The organism is Cupriavidus sp. 05T313, assembly GCF_056396665.1.
On sequence record NZ_JBFTLX010000008.1, the window covers coordinates 18,141 to 38,403 of the forward strand.

14 protein-coding genes are annotated in these 20,263 nt (G+C 67.3%); 6 read left to right on the forward strand and 8 right to left on the reverse strand.

What is annotated here, in order from left to right; all coding sequences use genetic code 11:
• The first annotated feature begins 188 nt into the window (after positions 1-188).
• Positions 189-389: a heavy-metal-associated domain-containing protein gene (locus AC1DKD_RS03155; RefSeq protein ID WP_035865681.1), complete on the forward strand. Its 201-nt coding sequence runs from the start codon at positions 189-191 to the stop codon at positions 387-389.
• 91 nt (positions 390-480) lie between these two features.
• On the opposite strand, the gene AC1DKD_RS03160 is transcribed toward AC1DKD_RS03155, so the two are convergent.
• The 3 genes from AC1DKD_RS03160 to AC1DKD_RS03170 form a co-directional block, all read right to left on the reverse strand.
• Positions 481-1,209 (reverse strand): OmpW/AlkL family protein, encoded by a 729-nt coding sequence (locus AC1DKD_RS03160; RefSeq protein WP_477142925.1) that lies wholly within the window; start codon positions 1,207-1,209, stop codon positions 481-483.
• A 280-nt stretch (positions 1,210-1,489) separates the two neighbouring features.
• On the reverse strand, positions 1,490-2,467 hold the full coding sequence (locus tag AC1DKD_RS03165) for a delta(1)-pyrroline-2-carboxylate reductase family protein (protein WP_441632516.1): 978 nt from the start codon (positions 2,465-2,467) through the stop codon (positions 1,490-1,492).
• A gap of 260 nt (positions 2,468-2,727) precedes the next feature.
• The gene (locus AC1DKD_RS03170) at positions 2,728-3,618 is read right to left on the reverse strand and encodes a LysR family transcriptional regulator (protein ID WP_441632518.1); all 891 of its coding nucleotides are present in this window, start codon (positions 3,616-3,618) and stop codon (positions 2,728-2,730) included.
• A 153-nt stretch (positions 3,619-3,771) separates the two neighbouring features.
• On the opposite strand from AC1DKD_RS03170, the gene AC1DKD_RS03175 reads away from it, so the two are divergent.
• Entirely contained in the window at positions 3,772-5,316 is a 1,545-nt protein-coding gene (locus AC1DKD_RS03175) for an MFS transporter (RefSeq protein ID WP_477103005.1), read from the forward strand.
• On the opposite strand, the gene pbpC is transcribed toward AC1DKD_RS03175, so the two are convergent.
• The 4 genes from pbpC to AC1DKD_RS03195 all read right to left on the reverse strand — a co-directional run bounded on the left by pbpC (position 5,228) and on the right by AC1DKD_RS03195 (position 14,848).
• Positions 5,228-7,561 (reverse strand): penicillin-binding protein 1C, encoded by a 2,334-nt coding sequence (gene pbpC / locus AC1DKD_RS03180; protein ID WP_441632522.1) that lies wholly within the window; start codon positions 7,559-7,561, stop codon positions 5,228-5,230. The two genes, AC1DKD_RS03175 and pbpC, sit on opposite strands and share 89 nt — an antisense overlap.
• Complete coding sequence (locus AC1DKD_RS03185) at positions 7,558-8,259, reverse strand: lysoplasmalogenase (protein ID WP_441632524.1); 702 nt, start codon at positions 8,257-8,259, stop codon at positions 7,558-7,560. Before AC1DKD_RS03185 ends, pbpC begins: the two co-directional genes overlap by 4 nt.
• Positions 8,256-14,288 (reverse strand): alpha-2-macroglobulin family protein, encoded by a 6,033-nt coding sequence (locus AC1DKD_RS03190; RefSeq protein WP_441632526.1) that lies wholly within the window; start codon positions 14,286-14,288, stop codon positions 8,256-8,258. Before AC1DKD_RS03190 ends, AC1DKD_RS03185 begins: the two co-directional genes overlap by 4 nt.
• A gap of 86 nt (positions 14,289-14,374) precedes the next feature.
• Positions 14,375-14,848, reverse strand: a complete 474-nt coding sequence (locus AC1DKD_RS03195; RefSeq protein ID WP_035865659.1) for an Lrp/AsnC family transcriptional regulator — start codon at positions 14,846-14,848, stop codon at positions 14,375-14,377.
• Between the two features lie 266 nt (positions 14,849-15,114).
• Between AC1DKD_RS03195 and phhA the strand changes: the two genes are divergently transcribed.
• The 4 genes from phhA (at position 15,115) to AC1DKD_RS03215 (ending at position 19,046) form a co-directional block, all read left to right on the forward strand.
• Positions 15,115-16,047 (forward strand): phenylalanine 4-monooxygenase, encoded by a 933-nt coding sequence (gene phhA, locus AC1DKD_RS03200; protein ID WP_441632557.1) that lies wholly within the window; start codon positions 15,115-15,117, stop codon positions 16,045-16,047.
• Between the two features lie 177 nt (positions 16,048-16,224).
• Positions 16,225-16,542, forward strand: coding sequence for a 4a-hydroxytetrahydrobiopterin dehydratase (locus tag AC1DKD_RS03205; RefSeq protein ID WP_045241992.1), 318 nt, complete (start codon positions 16,225-16,227; stop codon positions 16,540-16,542).
• A gap of 143 nt (positions 16,543-16,685) precedes the next feature.
• On the forward strand, positions 16,686-17,390 hold the full coding sequence (locus AC1DKD_RS03210) for a response regulator transcription factor (RefSeq protein ID WP_035865653.1): 705 nt from the start codon (positions 16,686-16,688) through the stop codon (positions 17,388-17,390).
• Between the two features lie 24 nt (positions 17,391-17,414).
• Positions 17,415-19,046 carry a sensor histidine kinase gene (locus tag AC1DKD_RS03215; RefSeq protein ID WP_441632529.1) on the forward strand — a complete coding sequence of 544 codons (1,632 nt, stop codon included), beginning with the start codon at positions 17,415-17,417 and terminating at the stop codon, positions 19,044-19,046.
• Between the two features lie 51 nt (positions 19,047-19,097).
• Here the strand turns inward: AC1DKD_RS03215 and AC1DKD_RS03220 are convergent, their stop codons facing one another.
• On the reverse strand, positions 19,098-19,664 hold the full coding sequence (locus AC1DKD_RS03220) for an SET domain-containing protein (protein WP_441632531.1): 567 nt from the start codon (positions 19,662-19,664) through the stop codon (positions 19,098-19,100).
• Between the last annotated feature and the right edge of the window lie 599 nt (positions 19,665-20,263).

Genomic DNA, 20,263 nt, shown 5'->3' on the forward strand with positions numbered 1-20,263 from the left:
GAAGACAAGCCACTCTTCAATCACCCGCGCAAGCGGACCTTGCTTCGAAAAGGCCTTGCGCTTGCCACCGTGGGAAGGTGCAAACTTCAGGGGTAGATGCAGTCCGGCCCGGTCAGCGCAGCGGTGGGTACGCTTTTTCCGGGGCCGCCGGACGCTTTCATTGAATCCTTTCCTACAGGAGATTCCAGATGATCCAGTTCCAGGTTGAAGGCATGTCGTGCGGCCACTGCGTGGGCGCCATCACCCGCGCCGTACAGGCGCTCGATCCGGCCGCGAAGGTGTCGGCCGACATTCCCGCGCAGGCGGTTATGGTCGAAGCCACGGCAAGCAGCCAGGCGCTGCGCGAGGCGATTGAAGCGGCCGGCTATCCCGTCAAAGCCAGCGCATAAGCTGGCACCGCGGGCATGGCCCGCGGCTGCCCGGAAAACAAAACGGGCGCCTCGCGAGAGGCGCCCGTTTGCTTTCTGGCGATACGGCAGCTTAGAAGCGGTAGCCGACGTTCAGGAAGGTCACTACCGGATCGATCTTGATCTTGGTGTGCGACACCACGGTGGCATTGCCCGCCGGACCGGCGTTCTGCGTAGTCAGCGTAGCGGTGCTGGACAGCGGCAGGTAGGAAACCGACAGGCCGACAAACCAGTTGTCGGTCACGGCATAGTTGGCGCCGATATTGAAGACCGGGTTCCACGAGCTCTTGGCGCTGGCCGACATCGTGGCTTTCGGACCGAACTCGGACTTCACAAACGTCTGGTTACTGATGGTCTCATCGGTGAACCACGTGTAGTTCACGCCGATGCCCACATAGGGGCGGAACTTGGACTTCGCTTCCAGGAAGTGGTACTTCACCAGCAGCGCCGGGCTCCATTGCTTCACATTGCCCAGCGTGCCGTACTTGGAAAACGACCCCGAGCCCTGCACATCGTGCTTCGGCGGGATGCCGGCCACGAATTCACCCGAGATATTGTCCGTAAAGTAGTGGGTAAACGCGATGCCAAGCGTATCCGCGGACTTGATCTTGGCGCTGGTACCGGTCTCGGTCAGGCCAACGGGAGCACCGTTGATGCTATCGACCACCAGCGGGTCGGCGGAGCTGGTCGGCATCACGCGGAACCAGCCCAGGCTGACGATGTTGCTGCCGGCGCTTTGCGCTTGCGCGGCACCGGCGATTAGCATGGCTACKCTGGCCAGCAGGATCTTCTTATGGGACATGCCTCTTACTCCTAGTTAATTCTCTACCCGAGGCACGCATTATCCTGCTTGGTATGACCCGTCTGTTTCAAGCGCTTAACACATTTGTAGAAGGCTCACCCTAAAGTGCGGGTTAACCATTAAAAAAGCGACAAATCACGGCGAAATCGCGTTCAAAACTGTAACGAATATGCGACGCCCGCCGGCCGAAAATCCTACTGCGCGGTATAGGCCTACTTTGGACAAGGGAATTCCCATAGTCCACCGGCCGGCGAGGCTCCCGAAGCACAGTACGAAGGTGTCAGGCCGCCGGGTTGCCCGCCTCGGGTCCGGCGCTGGCCAGCACACAGGCGGCCAGGTCCCACAAGGCATAGCCGACACTTTTGAATACCAGCGGGCTGCCCCTGCGCGCGCGCAGTTCGTCGGCGGCGAGGATGGCTTGCTCGAAGGGCTGCACGGTGGCCCAGTCGATGCCCGCCTGCAGCAGGTCGCCCGCCTCCTCCTCGATGCCGAACGATGTGTCGGCCAGCAGCCGGCCATGCGCCGAAGCCGCCTGGCACAAAGCCGGTGGCAGCTCGCACATCTCCGGGCGGAAAGCGCCGACCGCGGCAATGAAATGCTCGTCGCGCCACAAGCCGCTATCCAGGTCCGGCAGCACCGGGGTCAGGCTGGACGTCACGGTCACCACCATCGACACGCGCGGCAGCACGGCGCTCACGTCCGCCACCGTCTGCGCCTCGACACCGAGCGTGCGCGCGTGCGCGGCGAGGGCTTCGGCCTTGGCGGCCGTGCGCGAATGCAACCACACGCGACGCGGCGTCAGCCCGGCCACAAAGGCTTCCAGATGCGTCTGGGCCTGCACGCCGGCACCAATGATCAACAGTTCGCCGCCGGGCTCCGGGGCGAAGGTCTGCGCCGCCAGCAGCGACACGGCGGCGGTACGCCGGCCGGTCACGGTGGGACCGTCCAGCAGCGCCAGCCGGCGCCCGGTATGGGCGTCGGCCACCACCACTTCACCGAGGATATTGGGCAGGCCGCGCCGCGGATTGCCGGGGTGCACGGTGATGTTCTTGGTCATCACCAGTTCTCGGTTACGCGCCGGCATCACCAGCAGCGTGCCTTCGCCACCGGCCGCATCGCCCACCGGCAAGGCAATGCGTGGCGGCGCCATGGCCGTGCCGGCGCGCAGTTCGGCCAGCATGCCGGCAATGGCGCGGGCCAGCGCGGGATACGGCAGGCGGGCCGCGGTCTGGGCGGCGTCGAGCAGGGCAAGGGACATGGCGGATAACTCTGGAGGCGGTTCGCGATGCTGGATTATCGGCGAACTCGCCACCTGGGTAACGCGTACCCGCTACTGCGATGCGGTCTACGTACATCACCCGTATTAATATCATTGATTAAATTAGATGCCACGTGATTGATATCACGAATAAAAATTCCATCATCATGGGCACCGTCAACKTGCTCATGCCCATGCAGCCAGGGCCGAGGGGAACCCCCGCGGACCATGGCGGGCCCCAGCCAAGCACAACTTCACGATCAAGCCTGACCCTCCCGCCAGGACAGGAAGTCGACCAGCACCCGAAGCTTCGGCAGCATGTGCCGGCTCGATGGCCACAGCATCCAGAACGTACCCTGGACCACGTTGTATTCGTCCAGCGTGGTTTCCAGGCGCTTGTCGCGCAGCGCGTCTTGCGCGACAAAATCCGGCACATAGCAAATGCCCAGGCCGTCGATTGCGGCAGCCAGTACGGCTTCGATATTGTTCAACGCGAAGGCGGCCGGCAACCGTAATGCCTCAGCACCGGCATCCTCCACCAGCACCCAGTCCTGGAGTTTCCCGCTGGAGGGAAACCGGTAGCGCAGGCATGCGTGCTGCTCCAGGTCCTTCGGCAGCCGCGGCATGCCGCGACTCGCAAAATACCCGGGCGAAGCACAAACCACAAAACGGAATGGACGCAGGCGTCTGGCCATCAGTTGGGAATCCGACAGTTCGCCGCTGCGGATCACCATGTCGAAGCCCTCTTCGACCACATTGACCATGCGGTCGCTGAAGTCCAGGTCGAACTCGATCTCCGGATAAGCCGCGCAGAACGCGGCCAGGTCCGGCAGCAGCAGGCGATAGCCGATCGCCGGGACGCTGATGCGCAACCGGCCGCGCGGCGCCTCCTTCAGCCGCGTCAACTCGAGTTCGGCTTCATCGATTTCGCCGAGGATGCGCCGGCAGCGCTCGAAGAAGAGCTCGCCCTCCTCCGTCAGCCTGATCTGGCGCGTGCTGCGGTGAAACAGGCGAATGCCGACCCGGGATTCGAGCCGCATCACGCTCTTGCCGATGGCGGATGACGATACGCCGAGCAGCCGCCCTGCGGCGACGAAACTGCGCGACTCCGCTGCGCGCACGAAGGCATACAAACCGCTGAGACTATCCATACCGGGCCATTAGAGAATTTTTGTCCGTTATTAGCGGAAATCACGGTGCTTTAAGCAACATTAAAGCGATCCTATCATCAGTGCACTTTCGCGGAGTGGCGCTGTCGGCTATCGAACGTGCCCGCTCCCCTCGCCTCCCGACACGGACTTCCGATGAGCACACCTGCACAGCCCGCCGTGCGCAAGACCGCGCAAAAACTGTTGATCCTGGGCGCTGTCTGCCTTGCGGCACTGGCCATGCCGCTGAGCTTCACCGGGCCCGCCGTGGCGTTGCCGGCGATTGCCGATGACCTTGGCGGCAGCCCCATCGCGCTGAGCTGGGTCACCAACGCCTTTATGCTGAGTTTTGGGAGTTGCCTGATGGCCGCCGGCGCACTGGCGGACCGCTTTGGACGCAAGCGCATCTTCATCGCAGGCATCGCCGGCTTCGGACTCGCCTCCCTGGCCCTGAGCGCGGCACCCGACACCACCTGGCTCGCCTTCCTGCGCGCAGCGCAGGGGGTAGCCGGCGCCGCGGCATTGTCCGGCGGTGTGGCAGCACTGGCGCAAGAGTTCGAGGGCCAGGCCGCTACCCGCGCCTTCAGCTTGCTGGGCACCACCTTCGGCGTCGGACTGGCGTTCGGCCCCGTACTAGCCGGATTCCTGATCCAGCACCATGGCTGGCGCTCAGTGTTTCTCAGCGCAACCGCGATCGCCGCATGCGCGCTGGTGTCGGGCGCCCGCTGCATGCGCGAGTCGCGCGACCCCGCCGCCACCGGGCTCGACTGGCCGGGTGCGGCCACCTTCACGGGCGCGCTGGCCTTGTTCACCTATGCCGTATTGAGCGCACCGGAGAACGGCTGGAGCAGCCCGCCGGTGGTCATCCAGCTGACGGGCGCGGTGGTACTGCTGGCGGCGTTCATCGTCATCGAACGGAGCGTGCGCGCACCCATGCTGGACCTGTCGCTGTTTCGCTATCCGCGCTTTGTCGGCGTGCAATTCCTCGCCGCCGCGCCAGCGTATTCCTACGTGGTGCTGCAAGTGCTGCTCCCCATCCGCCTGATCGGCATCGAGGGCTACAGCGCGATGGAAGCGGGCCGCATGATGATTGCCCTCTCCGCCCCCATGCTGGTGGTGCCGCTGCTGGCTGGCCAGCTGACGCGCTGGCTCGCGGCGGGATTCATCTCAGGCCTGGGCTTGCTGGTCTGCACCGGCGGCTTGCTGTGGCTGGCGCAATGCGCGCCCGGCCAGCCAGGCGCGGCGCTRGTGCTGCCCATGCTGACCATTGGGCTTGGCATCAGCCTGCCCTGGGGTTTGATGGATGGCCTGGCCGTGAGCGTGGTGCCCAGGGAGCGCGCCGGCATGGCCACAGGCATCTTCAACACGACGCGGGTCGCCGGGGAAGGCATTGCGCTGGCCATCGTCGGCGCCACGCTCGCGGGGCTCGCCGAGTCCAGGCTGCATGGCCTGCCCATCGCCGGGCCTGCCACAGCACTGCCGGAAGCCGCCCACCGGCTCGCCATGGGCGACCTGCCGCGCGCCATGTCCCTGCTGCCCCAAGCCGGCCAGCACGCGCTGGTGCAAGGCTACGGCGACGCATTCCACCTGCTGCTGTATATCCTCGCGGCAATCACCGTGGTGTCGGCGGCGCTGGTGTTCGGCTTCCTGAGTCATTCACGCTTGCCGCATCGCTCCGGATCCGCGCCGGAGCCGGCATAGTCAGCGGCGCCTTCGCCACCGCGCCGCGCACCTCGATGCCGATCTGGTCCACCACCTTGCCGGCGGCATCCAGCAGTTCCACCTGGTGCCGGCCCGGCCAGGGCAGCCAGGCCAGTTGCCCTCCACGCCCCAGCGGCTTGCCGTCCATGCGCCAGCTGACGCGCTGCGCGGTCTGCCCGCTGACCCCTTCGGCGTGGAACCACACACGCTGCGCCGTCGGCGGGATATCGGGATCAAGCGCGAACACGGTGCCGTCGGCGGGACTTGCAATGGCGGCTGCGCGATCCTGGCTGCCGCCCTGCTTGTCCGTACGCGCGGCGCCGCGCGCGCTATCCGCGCTGGCCAGGTTGACCATGCGCAATGCCGTACCGGCCAGGAAGACTTCGTCGCGCGCGGGTTCGAGATCATCGGCAAAGCGCAGCGGTACACGTTCCACGCCCGCGGGCATGACCGGCGCCACGCTCGGCACCGAGCGGTGCAACGCGTCCATGATTTCGTGCCACACCGGCGCCGCGCCGGACACGCCCGACACCTCGTGCATGCTCGCGCCGCTGGCATTGCCCACCCACACCCCCACGGTGTAGCGCTGCGACCAGCCCACGCACCAGTTGTCGCGCATGTCCTTCGACGTACCCGTCTTGACCGCGGTCCAGAAGCGCGTGGTGAGCGGGCTGTCGAGACCGAACGTGCGCGCCCGCGCGTGGCGGTCCGACAGCACGTCCGCCACCAGGTAGCTGGCAGCCGGCGACATCACGGCGCGCGCCGCCCCGGGCGCCGCATCGGTGCGCCATCGCGCGGGGGCGTAGCGCCCGCCGTTGGCGAATGCGCGATACGCATTGGTGAGCGCGGCCAGCGGTACGTCGGCGCTGCCCAGCGCCAGGCTGTAGCCATAGTAGTCGCCAGCCTGAGCAAGCGGCAACCCGAGCGCCGTCAGGCGCTGGTGGAATCGATGCGGCGTCACCATCACCAGCGTGCGCACSGCSGGSACGTTGAGCGAGGAAGCCAGCGCCGCGCGCATGCTGACCCAACCCGCATACTGGCGGTCATAGTTCTGCGGCACATAGAGCCCGCCGCCCCCGCCGGTAGGCAGGTTGACCGGCCGGTCGTCGAGCAGGGATGCCGTGGTCAGCCGCCGCGCCTCGAGCGCCTGCTCGTACAGAAAAGGCTTGAGCGTGGAGCCGGCCTGGCGCGGCGCCGCCGCGTGGTCGACCTGCGCGGCCGCCGACAGGACGCCTGACGAACCGACGTAGGCGAGCACGTCGCCGCTGGCATTGTCGATCACCACCACCGCGCCATCTTCCACGTTGCGTCCGGCGAGTTCGCGCAGATGACGGTCCAGGCTGCGCGAAGCGGCACGCTGCAAGCCGGCATCGAGGGTGGATGTGATGGTGGGCGGTACGGTGCCCGCGGCACGCGCTTGCGCGACCAGCAGGCGCGCCAGATGCGGTGCGAGATCCGGCGCCAGGGCCGACGCCTGTGCGGAGGATGCAGATGCGCTGCCCGCACCGCCGCCACTGCGCAGCAACGCCAGTTGCGCAAAGCCGTCCAGCCCGTCGCACGCCTTGGGCAACTGCTGTTCGCGCAGGATGCCGCAGGCGCGCTGCGCCACCTGTGGCGCGCGTGCATTGGGCGCGCGCACCAGCGCCACCGCGAGCGCCGCCTCGCGTGCGTCGAGCCCGCTGGGATACTTGCCGAACAGCGCCTGCGACAGCGCGGACAATCCCACCAGCTCGCCGCGGAACGGCACCAGGTTGAGATAGGCCTCGAGTATCTGGTCCTTGCTCCAGCTGCGCTCCAGCGCCGCGGCGCGCACGGCCTGCGCCATCTTCTGGCTCACGCTGCGCCCGCCCTCGGCACGCCGCAGGTCTTCGTCGAGCAGGCCCGCGAGCTGCATGGTCAGGGTGGACGCGCCGCGCGTGCGCGTGTTCCACAGATTGGCCCACGCGGCGGCGGCCACACCCTGCCAGTCGACACCGCTATGCGCATAGAAGCGCCGGTCCTCGGACAGCACGATGGCGGTGCGCACCGCTGGCGAAATCTCCGCCAGCGTGACCCAGTCGCCGCGCCGCGCCCGGAAGTCGTCGCGCACGCGCGACAAAGGCTCGCCGTGGCGGTCGAGCACCACTACGTCGGCGCTGCGCCAGCTTGCGCGAACGCTATCGAAGGTGGGTAGTGCATGCGCCTGCGCGCTCGCCACGCAGGCAGCGAGGAGGACGGCGCGCACGGCGTACCGGCTTGCGTTCATTCGCTTCGCCTGGCTACCACGCCGGCCACCAGCAACACCTGCGCGACCGCGTAAGTCCACCAGATGCCAAGCGCGAAGGTATCGAACGGCACCAGGAAACGCGCGCTGCCGAGCAAACCGTCGGACACGGCGAAGAACACCGCGCCGATAGCCGCCAGCGCCGTCGGCAGCTTCGCCACCAGCGCGGCGCAAACCATCGACGCCAGCGCCACCACATAAACCGAGACCGGCACCACCAGCGTGCCCAGGTTGGGCCAAAAGCGCCCGAGCATGACGCCGGCCGCGCCCAGCACCATGCCGCAGGCGAGCAGGCGATGCGCCCGCCAGTCGCCCGCCATCGGCAAGAACAAGCCAAGGTAAGCGAAGTGCGCGATCAGGAAGGCCCCCAACCCGCCGATAAAGGAGAACGACAGCCACGGCATCGCCAGCAGGAAGTCTCCGATCGCCGAGAACAGCAGCGCCGCCATCAGCCAGCGCCGCTCGCGGCGCGGCGGGTGGAAATGCGCCGCGCGCACCAGCAGCAGCGCCATCGCCGTCTTCCATACCGGCTGGAAGGCAATCTGCCCATTCAACGGCGCACCGGGCGGCGAATCCATCGCCACAGTGACCAGCAGGCCGCCGTAGACCAGCCCGGCCATCGTGCCTGCCAGCCACCATTCGCGCACCCGCGCGGGCATCATCATCGCAAGCCAGCTCAAGGGCGTGCTCCTACGGTCAGTCTGGCATTGGGTTGCGCGCCGAACACATCGGGCGCGTACATCGCCTCCACCCGCGTGGGCGGCAACGCGAACTCGCCGGCGTTGTTCAGCCGCACGGTGTATTCCACCGTGGCGCTGCCGCGCGGCATGTAGGCGTAGTACTCGCGGAAGGCCTGCGGCGTGCGCTCGGTGAATGCGGGCCATGCCCCCTTGCGCCGCTCGCCGCGCGAGGCGATCTCCGAATCGCGCCCGAGGCCGCTGCCGAGGATGGTGGCGCCGGCAGGCACCGGATCGCTCACCACCACCCAGGTCATATCGGCCTGAGCGTCGATCTGGAGCTTCACCCGATAGCTGTCACCGCGCGACCATTTGCCCGCCACCGCCTGATCCACCGGCGTCACGCTGCGCGTAATGCGGTAGCCCGCCGACAGCGGCGAGGCCAGCGGTACCGCCGCCAGCGCGCGCACCGTGGCCCAGGGCTTCCCCGCGCCTTCCTGGCCGGCGCGCAAGTTGGCGGCAACCCCCGCGCGCGGCCACGGCAGGCTGACGCTGCCTCCGGCCACGCCATCGACCTTCGCGGCGCGCACCCAGTCGAAGCTGCGCGTGGCCTCGGGCACGCCCTCCAGCGTCACGCGCGTCGCGCCCGCCACCGGCGTCTTCTCGAAGGCTTGCGCAAAGCGCGTGATCGCCAGCGCGCCCCACGCGTTGGCCGTGGTGGTGCCCCAGGCGCCGCGCATCTGGCGGCCGAGCAGGCCGGTTGCGAGTTGCGCGCTTTCCGACTTCCAGCCGGGCAGGTCGAGCGACAGCGACAGCAGGCGCGCCGCATTGAAATCGCCGCCGCTCATCAGCCACCACCAGTTGTCGTCGCGCTCGGTGGAGAACGCCAGCCGCGTGCCTTGCACTGTCAGCCGCGAACGCAGGATCTGCTGCGCTTGCGCCAGCCGCTCGTCGCGCTGCGGGATATCCTGCACGCGCGACAGCACGGCGATCCAGTCGAGCAACGCCGAGGTCGGCCACTGCGCGGGCAGGATCTGGATCGACCCGAGCATGCGTGCCTGCGCGTGCCCGTTGCGCGACAGCGCCTCGAGCGCGGCCAGCTTGCGCACTTCCAGGTCCTGCGTGGGCGCCCAGCGTTCGCGCTTGATGCGGCCCTCGACGAAGGCGGCCAGCCCGCGTTCCATGCGCTCGCGCGTCTCGTCGGGCAGGCGCAGCGGCAGGCCCGCGCGCACGGCTTCGTCGGACACGGCCAGCAGGTATGCGGTCAGCACTTCGCTGCCGGCATTCCCCTCGTTTTGCAGCGGAAAATACGCGGCCAGCCCGTCGTCGTCGAGATAGCCCGGCAACTGCGCCGTCAGCGCGTTCCACTGCACCGCATCGCCCAGCCCGACCGCGCGCGAGGCGCGCTGCTCCAGGCACGAGAACGGATAATTGCGGAACCAGTCGCGCACGCCCGGCATGCCGCCCGCCAACGAAGCTTGCAGGTTCACCTGCAGGCCACCGCGAGGCTGGCCCGTGGCGTCCGCGAGCGCGCCCTGCGGCGCACGCACCGGCACCGACAGATCCGGCGCCAGTTGCGCCAGCGTGGCTTGCTGCACGGTAAGTGGAACCGCGGGCACCAGCTGCTGCGAGAGCTTCACGCGGTCGCTGGCGCCGGCGGCCTTGCCGGTCTCGGTGGCTTCCACCTCCCACTGCACCGTGCCCTCCTGCACCAGCGATCCCGCTGCCAACAGCGGCGCGCTGACGTCCCAGCCGGTCTCGCGCGATTCGCCGGCGGGAATCTCCACGGTCTGCGCCGGCAGCGCCTGAGACTGTCCGGACTGCCCCGGCGGACTGACGCGCGCCACGGCCTGCACCGTCATAGCGCGCTGCGTCGTGTTGCGCAAGGTGAACATCGCGCGGTAACGATCCTCCTCGCGCACCAGCGGCGGCAGGCCCGAAATCAGTTGCAGATCCTGCGTGGCGGCGATGCTGGCACTGCCGCTGCCAAAGCGGCTCACGCCCAGGTCCGCCACGGCGACGATGCGGAAGCGCGTGAGCGAATCGTTAAGCGGCACCGTCAGCGTGGCCCGCCCATCGCCGTCGAGCTGCACGCGCGGGTTCCACAGCAGCAAGGTATCGAACAGCTCACGCGTGGGGCTCTTGCCGCCGCCGCCGCCGACCGGCACCGCCTTGCGTCCGTAGTGGCGCCGGCCGATGATTTCCATCTGCGCGGTAGCGGTCTCCACGCCGTAGCTGCGCCGCCGCAGCATGGCGTCGAGCAGGTTCCAGCTTGTGTTCGGCATCAGCTCCAGCAGCGCTTCATCGACAGCGGCCAGCGCGATTTCGCCATTGGCCGCGGGCTTGCCGTCGGGCAGCTTCACCTGCACCGCCACCTGCGCCTTGCCGCGCACCGGATAACTGGTCTTGTCCGGCGTCACCTTCACATCAAGCCTGTAGCCTTCGTTGCCCACGCGGACCTCCGCCAGCCCGAGGCGGAACGCCGGCTTGGACAGATCGACCAGCGCGGTGGGCGCGGCATACTCGCGGCCCTCGCTGCGGAACGCCTGCCACCACTCGCCCGGCTGGCGCCAGCCCCACGTGAAGAAGGAATACCAGGGCACCTCGCGCAAGCGTCCGCGCAGCGCCAGTACCGACACATACACATTGGGCCCCCACTCCGGCCTGATCTTGACCCGCACGGTGGGATCGCGTCCGTTGAGCTCCACCACGCTGGTTTCCAGCACGCCCTCGCGCTCCACCGCCACCAGCGCGGTGGCGTGGCGGAACGGCATGCGCACCTGGAACACCGCGGTCTCGCCCGGCGCGTACGCCTTCTTCTCGGGCAGCAGATCGATGCGGTCGTTGTTCTCGCCGCCGAACCACAGTTCGCCCTGCCGCGTCACCCACACCGAGGTAGCCGCCTGCGATACGCGCCCCGCGTTATCCCTGGCCTGCGCGATCAGCTCCACCTGTCCGGCCTCGGGCAACGAAACCTCGCATTGCATGCGGCCTTGCGCGTCGGTCCTGCCCTCGCACACGCTGCCGAGATCCTTGCTCTCGTTGCGATTGTCGTAGCGATAGAAACCGCCCACCACGCGCTTGCGCACAGACGTGGTGATGCGCAGTTGCGCGCGCAGGGCGATCGGCACGTTGGCCTGCGGCCGCCCTTGCGGATCGAGCGCCACGGCATGTACGAGGAGTTTCTGCCTGACCGAAACCCAGCTCTCCGTGCGGATCCCCGCCACCACGCCAGCCGGCCACAGCGGCACGGTTTGCCGTAGCGTCTGAATCTCGCCGTTGGGGTCGGCAAAGCCCGATTCCACCACCAGGTCCTTGGGCGCATCCAGCCTGGGCATGTTCTTGAGGTTCAGCGTGCCGCTGCCATTCTTGTCCAGCTTGAGCGGCAGCTTGTCGGCAACCAGCTTCTGCGCCTCTTCGCGCTGCGCGGCACCGTCCTCGCTTTCGTCCTCGTCGCCGCCGCTGTCCTTGCGCGGTTTGCGCGGCGCATCGAATGCGTAACCGTCGTAGTCGGCAAAGCGCACGTACTTGTCGCGCAGCAGTGCCGACACCTGTACCGGCAGGCCCGCCGCGCCGCCGCCCGATACGTAGTGCACTTCCAGGTTGAGCGGCACCTCAGGCGGCGCCACCAGCGCCCCGCCGCTGCCCGCCTTGAGCGTCCCCGCCAGCACCGGCAGGCGGAACGCCTCGACACGGAAGCTGCCGCTGTCCAGCACGCGATCCTTCGCATCGCTGAACGATACCGAGTAGATACCCAGCTTGGCCGCCTGCGGAATCGCGAAGGTGTTCTCGGCGCTGCGCCCGCCGGTGGCTGTGGTGCGCCACTGCACCGGCTGCTCGTAGGTCTGGCCGCTGCCTTCGTGAAGGATGACCATCTTCTCCGGCAAGGGATCGCCTGCCGGCGGCAGCGCGAAACCATTCGCGGTCTCGGTGCGGATCACGTGCTTCATCGACACCGTTTCGCCAGCACGCAGCAAGGTGCGATCGAAGATCGTATGGGCGCGCACATCCGGCACCACGCTGGTGTCGGTGGGCACGTTGAAACGCCAGCTCTCGATGCCCTGGTTCCAGCCGGACATCACGAAGGCCATGTCGGCTTGGCCGCGCGCCTGCGGATGGTCCGCGGCAATGCGGGCGGAGACGAAATAGCCTGATAGCCCGGTGTCGTCGCAACTGCGTTCGCGCACGTCGTCCACGCCGTTGAAACTGGCCAGCCCGGCGACATCGGTGCGGCCCGATGCCAGCAGCTTGCCGCTGCAATCGCGCAGCGCCACGGCGGCATTGGCCACCGGCTTGCCGTCGTCGAGCGTGGTGACCCAGGCCAGCGCGGTCATCTTGCCGGGGCCGCGCGCGAGCTTGAAATGCACGCCAAGGTTAGTCACCAGCGCGGCGGTGCGCACGTACATCGGCGCCGGCTTGCCGAGCAGTGCCTCGCCGAGCATCGGCGAAGCGATTTCCACCACATGAAAACCGGCTTCGGGCAAGGGAATGCCCACCACCTCGAACGGCCGCGGCGCCTTGCCGCCCGGCTCCGACAATTGCGGAATGGCAAGCTTGCGCGCGCCGGCCGCGCCATCGAGCAGCGAGATCGAACGGGTCTCGATGGAAGGCGCATTGCGCGGGTTGTTGACGGCGGACGGCGACCGGCCCGCGAGAATGGCATCGAGTTCGCTCCGGGTCCAGCTGCTCTCGTGCAGCCGGCGCACCAGCCCGTACCAGCGCAGCACGGCGCCGTCGTCATCCACCTTGAGGCGGCGCACGGTGCCGGCTTGCGCGCGCACGCCCAGCGCGGGCAGGTCGGCTTCGACATTGCGCAGCGTCACCGGCAACAGCGCCGGGAAGTCGGCCGGCGACTTGCCCTTGGGCAGCTCGCCAAAACGCTCAAGCACGCCGAACGGCGCGGCCGGGAACTTGGCCAGCGGCGGCATCGCGGCCGTGCTCACCTTGAGGGGGAACAGGTCGGCATTGGACAGCACGCGGCCGCTGTCGTCCTTCAGGCCGGAAGGTACCGACAGCGTGAACTCGGTCTTCTCGGCAAAGGGCGGCGTGAAGGTGACGCTGCTGACGGGCGCGTCGCGCGCCGCGCCCGGCTCGAATTGCGGAGCCCGCGGACCTTTCGGCGTATTGAGCAGGATATGCTCGGCATCCTTGCGCGAGATCGGTGCCGAGAACGACAGCGAGATCGGGCGCAACGGCGTGCAAGGCGACTGCGCGCGTTCGCGTTCGCAAGTAAAGCTGGCGGTGAAAGGCTCGCGCACGGTGTAGTCGAAGCGCCGTTCGTCGCGCGTGGCCAGGCCCGACGGCGTGGCAATGCCGCCGCCCAGCACAAGTTGCATGCGCGCGCCGGACGGCAGGCGTTGCTGGCAGGCCAGCAGGTGCACGGTGTCGGCCTCGCCGGCTTTCAGCTTCCAGTGCAGCGCGGCCAGCACGGCCTCGCGTTCCTTGCCGCCCAGCAGCCGCACCGGAATGCGCTCGCCCAGGCCCTGAGCCTGGCACCATGCGGCGCTGCGCACCGAGTCGGCGGTGGCCGGCCCGTTGAAGCGCAACGCGAATACCTGGTCTTCCTCGATCTGGCCGCCACCTGGCCGCGCCGTCACCACGGTCGGGCCGCCGGTCTCGAAGCGGTACTCCGGCTTGCCGGCGTAGGCCTTGCCTGCCTCGCTCTTCAGGCCCGCGACAATGCGCACCGCGCATTTGACGCCGGGCGGCAGGTCGCGCGCAAAATCGAACACCCAGTTCTTCGCGTCGATCCAGCGCGCCTGTCCGGCGATTGCGCTGCCGCTGCAGGACACCACCGCGGGCGGGCTTGCCTGTGCGTCGCCCAGCGGCACCATCGCTTCGTCGAACCGGATCGCCACCTGCCGCACGCGCGAGACCTCGCCCTCCGGCGAGAAGCGCGCAATCTGCGCGGCCTGGCCCGAACCTGGCATCGTCGCCAACACAACCTGCAGGCAAGCCGCTGCGGTCCACCCGGCCCACCAGTACTCACCACGTTTCGCACGCTTGTCCATCCGAGCGACGATCTGCGTCATCCTGACCCTCCCGTTTACGGCACCCGGCGAGGGTGACATGCGCCGATGGCAAGTGCAAGTCCGCGCAGGACGCGCGGGCCCGATGGCTATCGCAAATGCGACAGCGGCAGCGGCCCGTCGCGCTTGAGCGCGGTCAGCACAATGTTGGACCGCACACTCTCCACGCCTGGCACGCGCATCAGCTTCTTCATGGTGAATTCGGCCAGGGTCGGCAGGTCCGGCACCATGATGCGCAGCAGGTAGTCGGCCTCGCCGGCCACGGAGTAGCACTCCTGCACCTCCTCCAGCAGCAGGATGTCCTCGCGAAAGCGCTCGACGATGGTATCGCCATGGTGGGCCAGCTTGACGCTGGTAAAGACCAGCACGCCGAGGCCGAGCGCCGGCGGCGACAGCACCACGCGGTAGCCGGTGATGACGCCGTCGGCTTCCAGCCGCGCCAGGCGCCGCCCGATCTGGCTGGGTGAAAGATGGATGCGCTCGGCGAGCTGCTGGTGGGTGGAACGGCCGTCGGTCTGCAACGCCGCCAGCAGCGCGAGGTCGAATGGGTCGAGGTTGATCATGGTTGGGTCGCTTCGATCGCGTTAGTCGAGTCAGAATCGCTTCTTGTTGTGCACTACGCCGGAAGGAATGCTAACCCTCCCGGCCTGGTGGCGGCGCGCCGATTGTCGGCAGCAACGCACCCGCGCAGATTTCACGCATAAAATAACAAATTCTTGCGCGCTCAATGCATCACTATACGAAAGTAAGCCGTTTTTGCGGGCCATCTGCGTCATCTCCTCGCTAAACTGTGCGGTAAATCTGCAGGAGATAAGACATCATGGACGCCATGGCTACCGCCACCCAGGCAAGCAACGCCCAAGCCAGCTTTGCCGGCACCCTGACCGATAAGCTGAAAGAGCAGTTCGACGCCGGCCTGCTGTCCGGCCAGGCGCTGCGCGACGATTTCACCATCGCACAGCCGCTGGAGCGCTATACCGAGACCGACCACGCGGTATGGCGCAAGCTGTACGACCGCCAGGCCACCATGCTGCGCGGCCGCGTCTGCGACGAATTCCTGCAGGGCCTGTCCACGCTGGGCATGGAGCGCGACCGCGTACCCAGCTTCGACCAGCTCAATGAGACCCTGATGCGCGCCACAGGCTGGCAGGTGGTGGCGGTGCCCGGCCTGGTGCCGGATGCCGTGTTCTTCGAGCACCTGGCCAACCGGCGCTTTCCCGCCAGCTGGTGGATGCGCAAGCCCGAGCAGCTCGACTACCTGCAGGAGCCCGACTGCTTCCACGACGTGTTCGGCCACGTGCCGCTGCTGATCAACCCGGTCTTCGCCAACTACATGGAAGCCTACGGCAAGGGCGGGCTCAAGGCCGCCTCGCTGGGCGCGCTCGACATGCTGGCGCGGCTGTACTGGTACACCGTGGAGTTCGGCCTGATCCGCACGCCGGAAGGCCTGCGCATCTACGGCGCGGGGATCCTGTCGAGCCAGGGCGAGTCGATCTACAGCCTGGATTCGGCCAGCCCCAACCGCATCGGCTTCGATGTGCGCCGCATCATGCGCACGCGCTACCGCATCGACACCTTCCAGAAGACGTACTTCGTGATCGACAGCTTCGACCAGCTGTTCGACGCTACCCGCCCGGATTTCGCGCCGCTCTACGAGGAACTGCGCGCGCTGCCCACGCTGGGCGCCGGCGACGTGGCCGCCACCGACCTCGTGCTCAACCGCGGCACGCGTGAAGGCTGGGCCGACAGCGACGACGTCTGATCCCGGCTCCGGCTGCCTTTGCACAACGGCTGCAGGCTGCCCACGCACGCACTTTGTGAAACAATGACGGCATGCCCGCCCGGCCCCCAGCCCCGACCCAGGTCGCACAGGCTGGAAGGCTGCGCGGGCGGGCCGGTTTCATCCTTTGCTTATCCCTTTCCGACCATCGAGCCCATCATGTCCCCTGCGCCCCTCGTGCCCCTTTCGCTGGAAGAACGTGCACCGCTGCTGGCTGCCCTGCCCGGCTGGAGCCTCGTCGAAGACCGCGACGCGATCCACAAGCGCTTTACCTTTGCCGACTTCAACGCCGCCTTCGCCTTCATGACGCGCGTGGCGCTGGCGGCGGAAAAAGCCGACCACCATCCCGAATGGTTCAACGTCTACAACCGGGTCGATATCACCCTGTCCACCCATGACGCCAATGGCCTGACCCGGCGCGATACCGACCTGGCGGGCTTTATCGAACGCGCTGCCGCGTCGCTGGCCAAAGCCTGAGCACACCGCATGCGGCAACGCAGGGGACTGTAGGCAAACCGAAAGGTCGGAGGCGGCCCCGCCCTGTACAATCGGTGGCTAACCGGTTAATCAACGCACCGGTTTATTGCTTTCCCGTTCCTTTCCAGCTTCCTCCTGCCCCCATGCGTATCCTTCTGATCGAGGACGACCGCCAGATTGCCAGTGGCGTCGAAGCCGGCCTGTCCCAGGCCGGCCATCAGGTGCGCGTGGTGCACGACGGCGTCTACGCCACCGAGCACCTGCTGCGCGAACAGCATGACCTCGTCATCCTCGACCTGGGCCTGCCCGGCATCGACGGCATGACCCTGCTGGCGCGCTACCGCGCCCGCAACCGCACCACGCCCGTCATCATCCTGACTGCGCGCGACGAGCTCGAAGACAAGCTATCCGGTCTGAACGCCGGCGCCGACGACTACCTCGTCAAACCCTTTGCCCTGCCGGAGCTGGAAGCACGCGTGCGCGTGCTGCTGCGGCGCAGCCAGCATGGCGAGGCCGCGCCCGAGCGCGACGTGCGGCTGGGCCGGCTGCGCCTGTCGGGCAACGACCGCCGCATGTTTATCGACGGCAAGCCGCTGGAACTCTCCCCGCGTGAGTTCGCCGTGCTGGAACTGCTGTTGCAGCGCCAGGGCCGCGTGGTCAGCAAGGCGCAGCTGCAGGACCACCTCGCCACCTTCGCCCATCCCGCGGGCGAAGGCGGCGACACGGTCGGCGACACCGCCATCGAAGTCTATGTGCACCGCGTGCGCAAGAAGCTGGAAGAAAGCGACGTGGAGATCGTCACGGTGCGCGGCTTCGGCTACCTGCTGCAGATTCGCGCCGGCACCTGACGCCGCGCACAGAGCAAGCCCGCCATGTGGCTGCGCCCACGTCCTCCCCAGCCGCCCGAGGGCCTGACCGGCACCGCTGGCGGCGTATCCGGAAAGCCTGCCGCAGCGGCGGAACAACCCTCGGCGGCGGCACCCGCGCGCACCGCCTCCACGCAAAGCCTGCGCGTGCACCTGCTGCGCGCGCTGGCCACGCCGCTGTTTGCGCTGGTACTGACCAGCGGCTCGCTCTCCTACTGGCTGGCCGCGCACTACACCACGCAGGTATTCGACCGCGCCCTGTACGGCGTGGCCAACAATATCGCCCAGCAGATCCGCATTGCCGGCCCGCGCCTGGAGCAGGACATCCCGATGATCGCGCAGACGCTGGTCGAGGCCGAAGGCACCGACCGCATCTACTGGCGCATCCACGGCCCGGACGGGCTGATCGGCGGCATGGACACCTGGCTGGGCTACGGCACCGGACAGACATCGCTGCACGATGCGCGGCTGTTCTACGCCTGGTTCAGCGGGCGCCAGGTGCGCGCCGTGCGGCTGCCGGTCAACCTGCCCAGCCCGGCTTCGGACGAACTGGCCACCAGCGAGGCTGGCCGCGCCCCGCGTGGGCCCATCGTGGTGGAAGTGGCGGAGTTGCTGGACCGGCGCGAAACCGCCGCCAACGAGATCCTGCTGTCGGTGTCGGTGCCGCTGATCCTGCTGCTGGTGGTGGGCAGCCTGATCCTTTCGCACGTGCTCAAGGAAGAGCTGGTGCCTTTGCAGATCCTCACCGACAAGCTCAATCGCCAGACCGCGCGCTCGCTGGCGCCGCTCGATGAAACCCAGGTGCCGGCCGAAGTGGAGCCGCTGATCCGTGCGCTCAATGCGCTGCTGGCCAGGCTGCGCGACGCGCTTGATGCGCAGCGCAAGTTCATCGCCGACGCCGCGCACCAGTTGCGCACGCCGCTGACCGCCGTCAAGCTACATGCCGACCGCGCGGTGCAGTCGAACGATCCCGCGGTGACGGACCACGCCCTGCGCGAGCTGCAAGCGGCGGCCGACCGCGCGGTGCGCCTGTCCAACCAACTGCTGTCGCTGGCGCGTGCCGAACCGGGACTATCCCTGGAGCGGCTCGGCCCGATCGAGCATTTCGACCTGGCCACGCTGGCGTTCGAGACCGGTGCCGAGTGGGTGCCGCAGGCACTCGCGCGCCAGATCGACCTGGGCTTCGAGACCTTGCCCGGCCCCACCTTTACCGGCGCGGCACCGTCCACCGTGCGCGGCAACCGGCTGCTGATGCGCGAAGCGCTCAGCAACCTGATCGACAATGCCGTGAAATATGTGCCGCCCGGCGGACGCATCACCGTGCGTGCCGGCGGCGAGGCACTTGGCCATCGCGGCATGGCGGTCGTGATGGTGGAAGACAACGGGCCTGGCATCGCCCTGGCGCGCCGCGAGGAAGTCTTCAAGCGCTTCTTCCGGGGCGACCATACGCCGGGCCCCAATGCGCCGGCGCAACCGCCCGGCGGCGCCGGCCTGGGGCTGGCGATCGTGCATGAAATCATCGGGCTGCATCACGGCACCATCCGTATCGAGGATGTGCCCACCACCGGCGAGCAGGCTGAGGCGCGCGGCATGCGTTTTGTGATCCGCATTCCATGCGAGGCGGCGGGCGCCGCCTGAACCGCATCAAGCTGCGGCGCAGATCCGGCATCTGCGCCGCGGCTGGCATTGTTACCGGCCTTTCTTTGCCTTCGGCGCCAGCATGGTCCCGCGGCACTTCGGGCTGCCGCAGCGGCACTCGAATTCCTTCTTGAGCTTCTTGGTGTAGCGCGCGTCGATCACCAGTCCATAGTCGTAGAACAATTCCTCGCCACCGGCGATATCGCGCAGCGCGTGGATGAATACACGCCCCTTCTTCTCACGCGCCTCGCAATTGGGTTCGCAAGCATGGTTGATCCAGCGCGCGCGGTTGCCGCCGAACTTGGCGTCGATCACATCGCCGTCTTCCAGGCTGAAATAGAAGGTGTGGTTAGGATCCGCCGGATCGTGCGGATGGCGCTTGAGCGCTTCCTTCCACGAAATATGCTCGCCCTTGTACTCGATGATGCGTTCGCCCTCACCGATCGGCGCGATCGCGTAGACGCCCTTGCCGTGCACGCCCGAACGACGCACTTCGACGCGGTCGGCAGCGGTCTTGCGCTTGCCTTCCTTGGGACTCTTGACGCCCTTGCCGCTCCCTGCGTCTTTCACGTCAGTCCCTTCCTGCTTCAATTCCTCTTGCTTCGCCTGTTCCGCCATGTGCCATCCCGTATTGATCCGCCTGCCACTGCGCGTGGCTGTGCGCCGCCCGGCGCGATGGCGATGATACCTGCCCATATTGGCCGCGGCATCCCCCTTGCCGGCAAATAGACGTTTACGGATGAACCGGCCGGCCCGTATACGTCAAGGCAGGTATACGTACCGCCCGCAAGTCGTGCGTCCCGTCGATTTGCCGCCCGGCAAACAGCCTTAAGAAGCCCTTGTCCACCCGCGTATACGGCACGTATACCGCCATCGGCCAGCCCAGACGATGTGGATAACCCGGCAAAAATCTGTGGATAAAGACATGCGATTCATGTGGGCTGCCTGGGGTTGGCATGGGGACGCGTCAGGCATAAGTCGGAGGGTTGCACCTGGACCCCTCATCCAAAAGGCCAAGTCATCCACGGCAGCCAACATCCGGTCCGACCACTTTTGCTTCCCACAACCCATTGATTTCAAAAGTGTTTACCGGGTTATCCACAGAAAAGGCAGCCGTTTACCTACTACTACTATTTGTATACATTAAAGAAAGAAGTAAACCGAAAGGACAGCGTCCTGCTATCGGCAAAGAAAGAAGGCAGCCGGAAAATAAACTG

Bases quoted from the DNA above. Each gene is read 5' to 3' on its own strand.
- AC1DKD_RS03215 (WP_441632529.1), top strand. From the start codon at position 17,415: ATGTGGCTGCGCCCACGTCCTCCCCAGCCGCCCGAGGGCCTGACCGGC.
- AC1DKD_RS03220 (WP_441632531.1), bottom strand. From the start codon at position 19,664: ATGGCGGAACAGGCGAAGCAAGAGGAATTGAAGCAGGAAGGGACTGAC.
- AC1DKD_RS03170 (WP_441632518.1), bottom strand. From the start codon at position 3,618: ATGGATAGTCTCAGCGGTTTGTATGCCTTCGTGCGCGCAGCGGAGTCG.
- AC1DKD_RS03190 (WP_441632526.1), bottom strand. From the start codon at position 14,288: ATGACGCAGATCGTCGCTCGGATGGACAAGCGTGCGAAACGTGGTGAG.
- AC1DKD_RS03195 (WP_035865659.1), bottom strand. From the start codon at position 14,848: ATGATCAACCTCGACCCATTCGACCTCGCGCTGCTGGCGGCGTTGCAG.
- AC1DKD_RS03155 (WP_035865681.1), top strand. From the start codon at position 189: ATGATCCAGTTCCAGGTTGAAGGCATGTCGTGCGGCCACTGCGTGGGC.
- AC1DKD_RS03210 (WP_035865653.1), top strand. From the start codon at position 16,686: ATGCGTATCCTTCTGATCGAGGACGACCGCCAGATTGCCAGTGGCGTC.
- AC1DKD_RS03205 (WP_045241992.1), top strand. From the start codon at position 16,225: ATGTCCCCTGCGCCCCTCGTGCCCCTTTCGCTGGAAGAACGTGCACCG.
- phhA (WP_441632557.1), top strand. From the start codon at position 15,115: ATGGCTACCGCCACCCAGGCAAGCAACGCCCAAGCCAGCTTTGCCGGC.
- AC1DKD_RS03165 (WP_441632516.1), bottom strand. From the start codon at position 2,467: ATGTCCCTTGCCCTGCTCGACGCCGCCCAGACCGCGGCCCGCCTGCCG.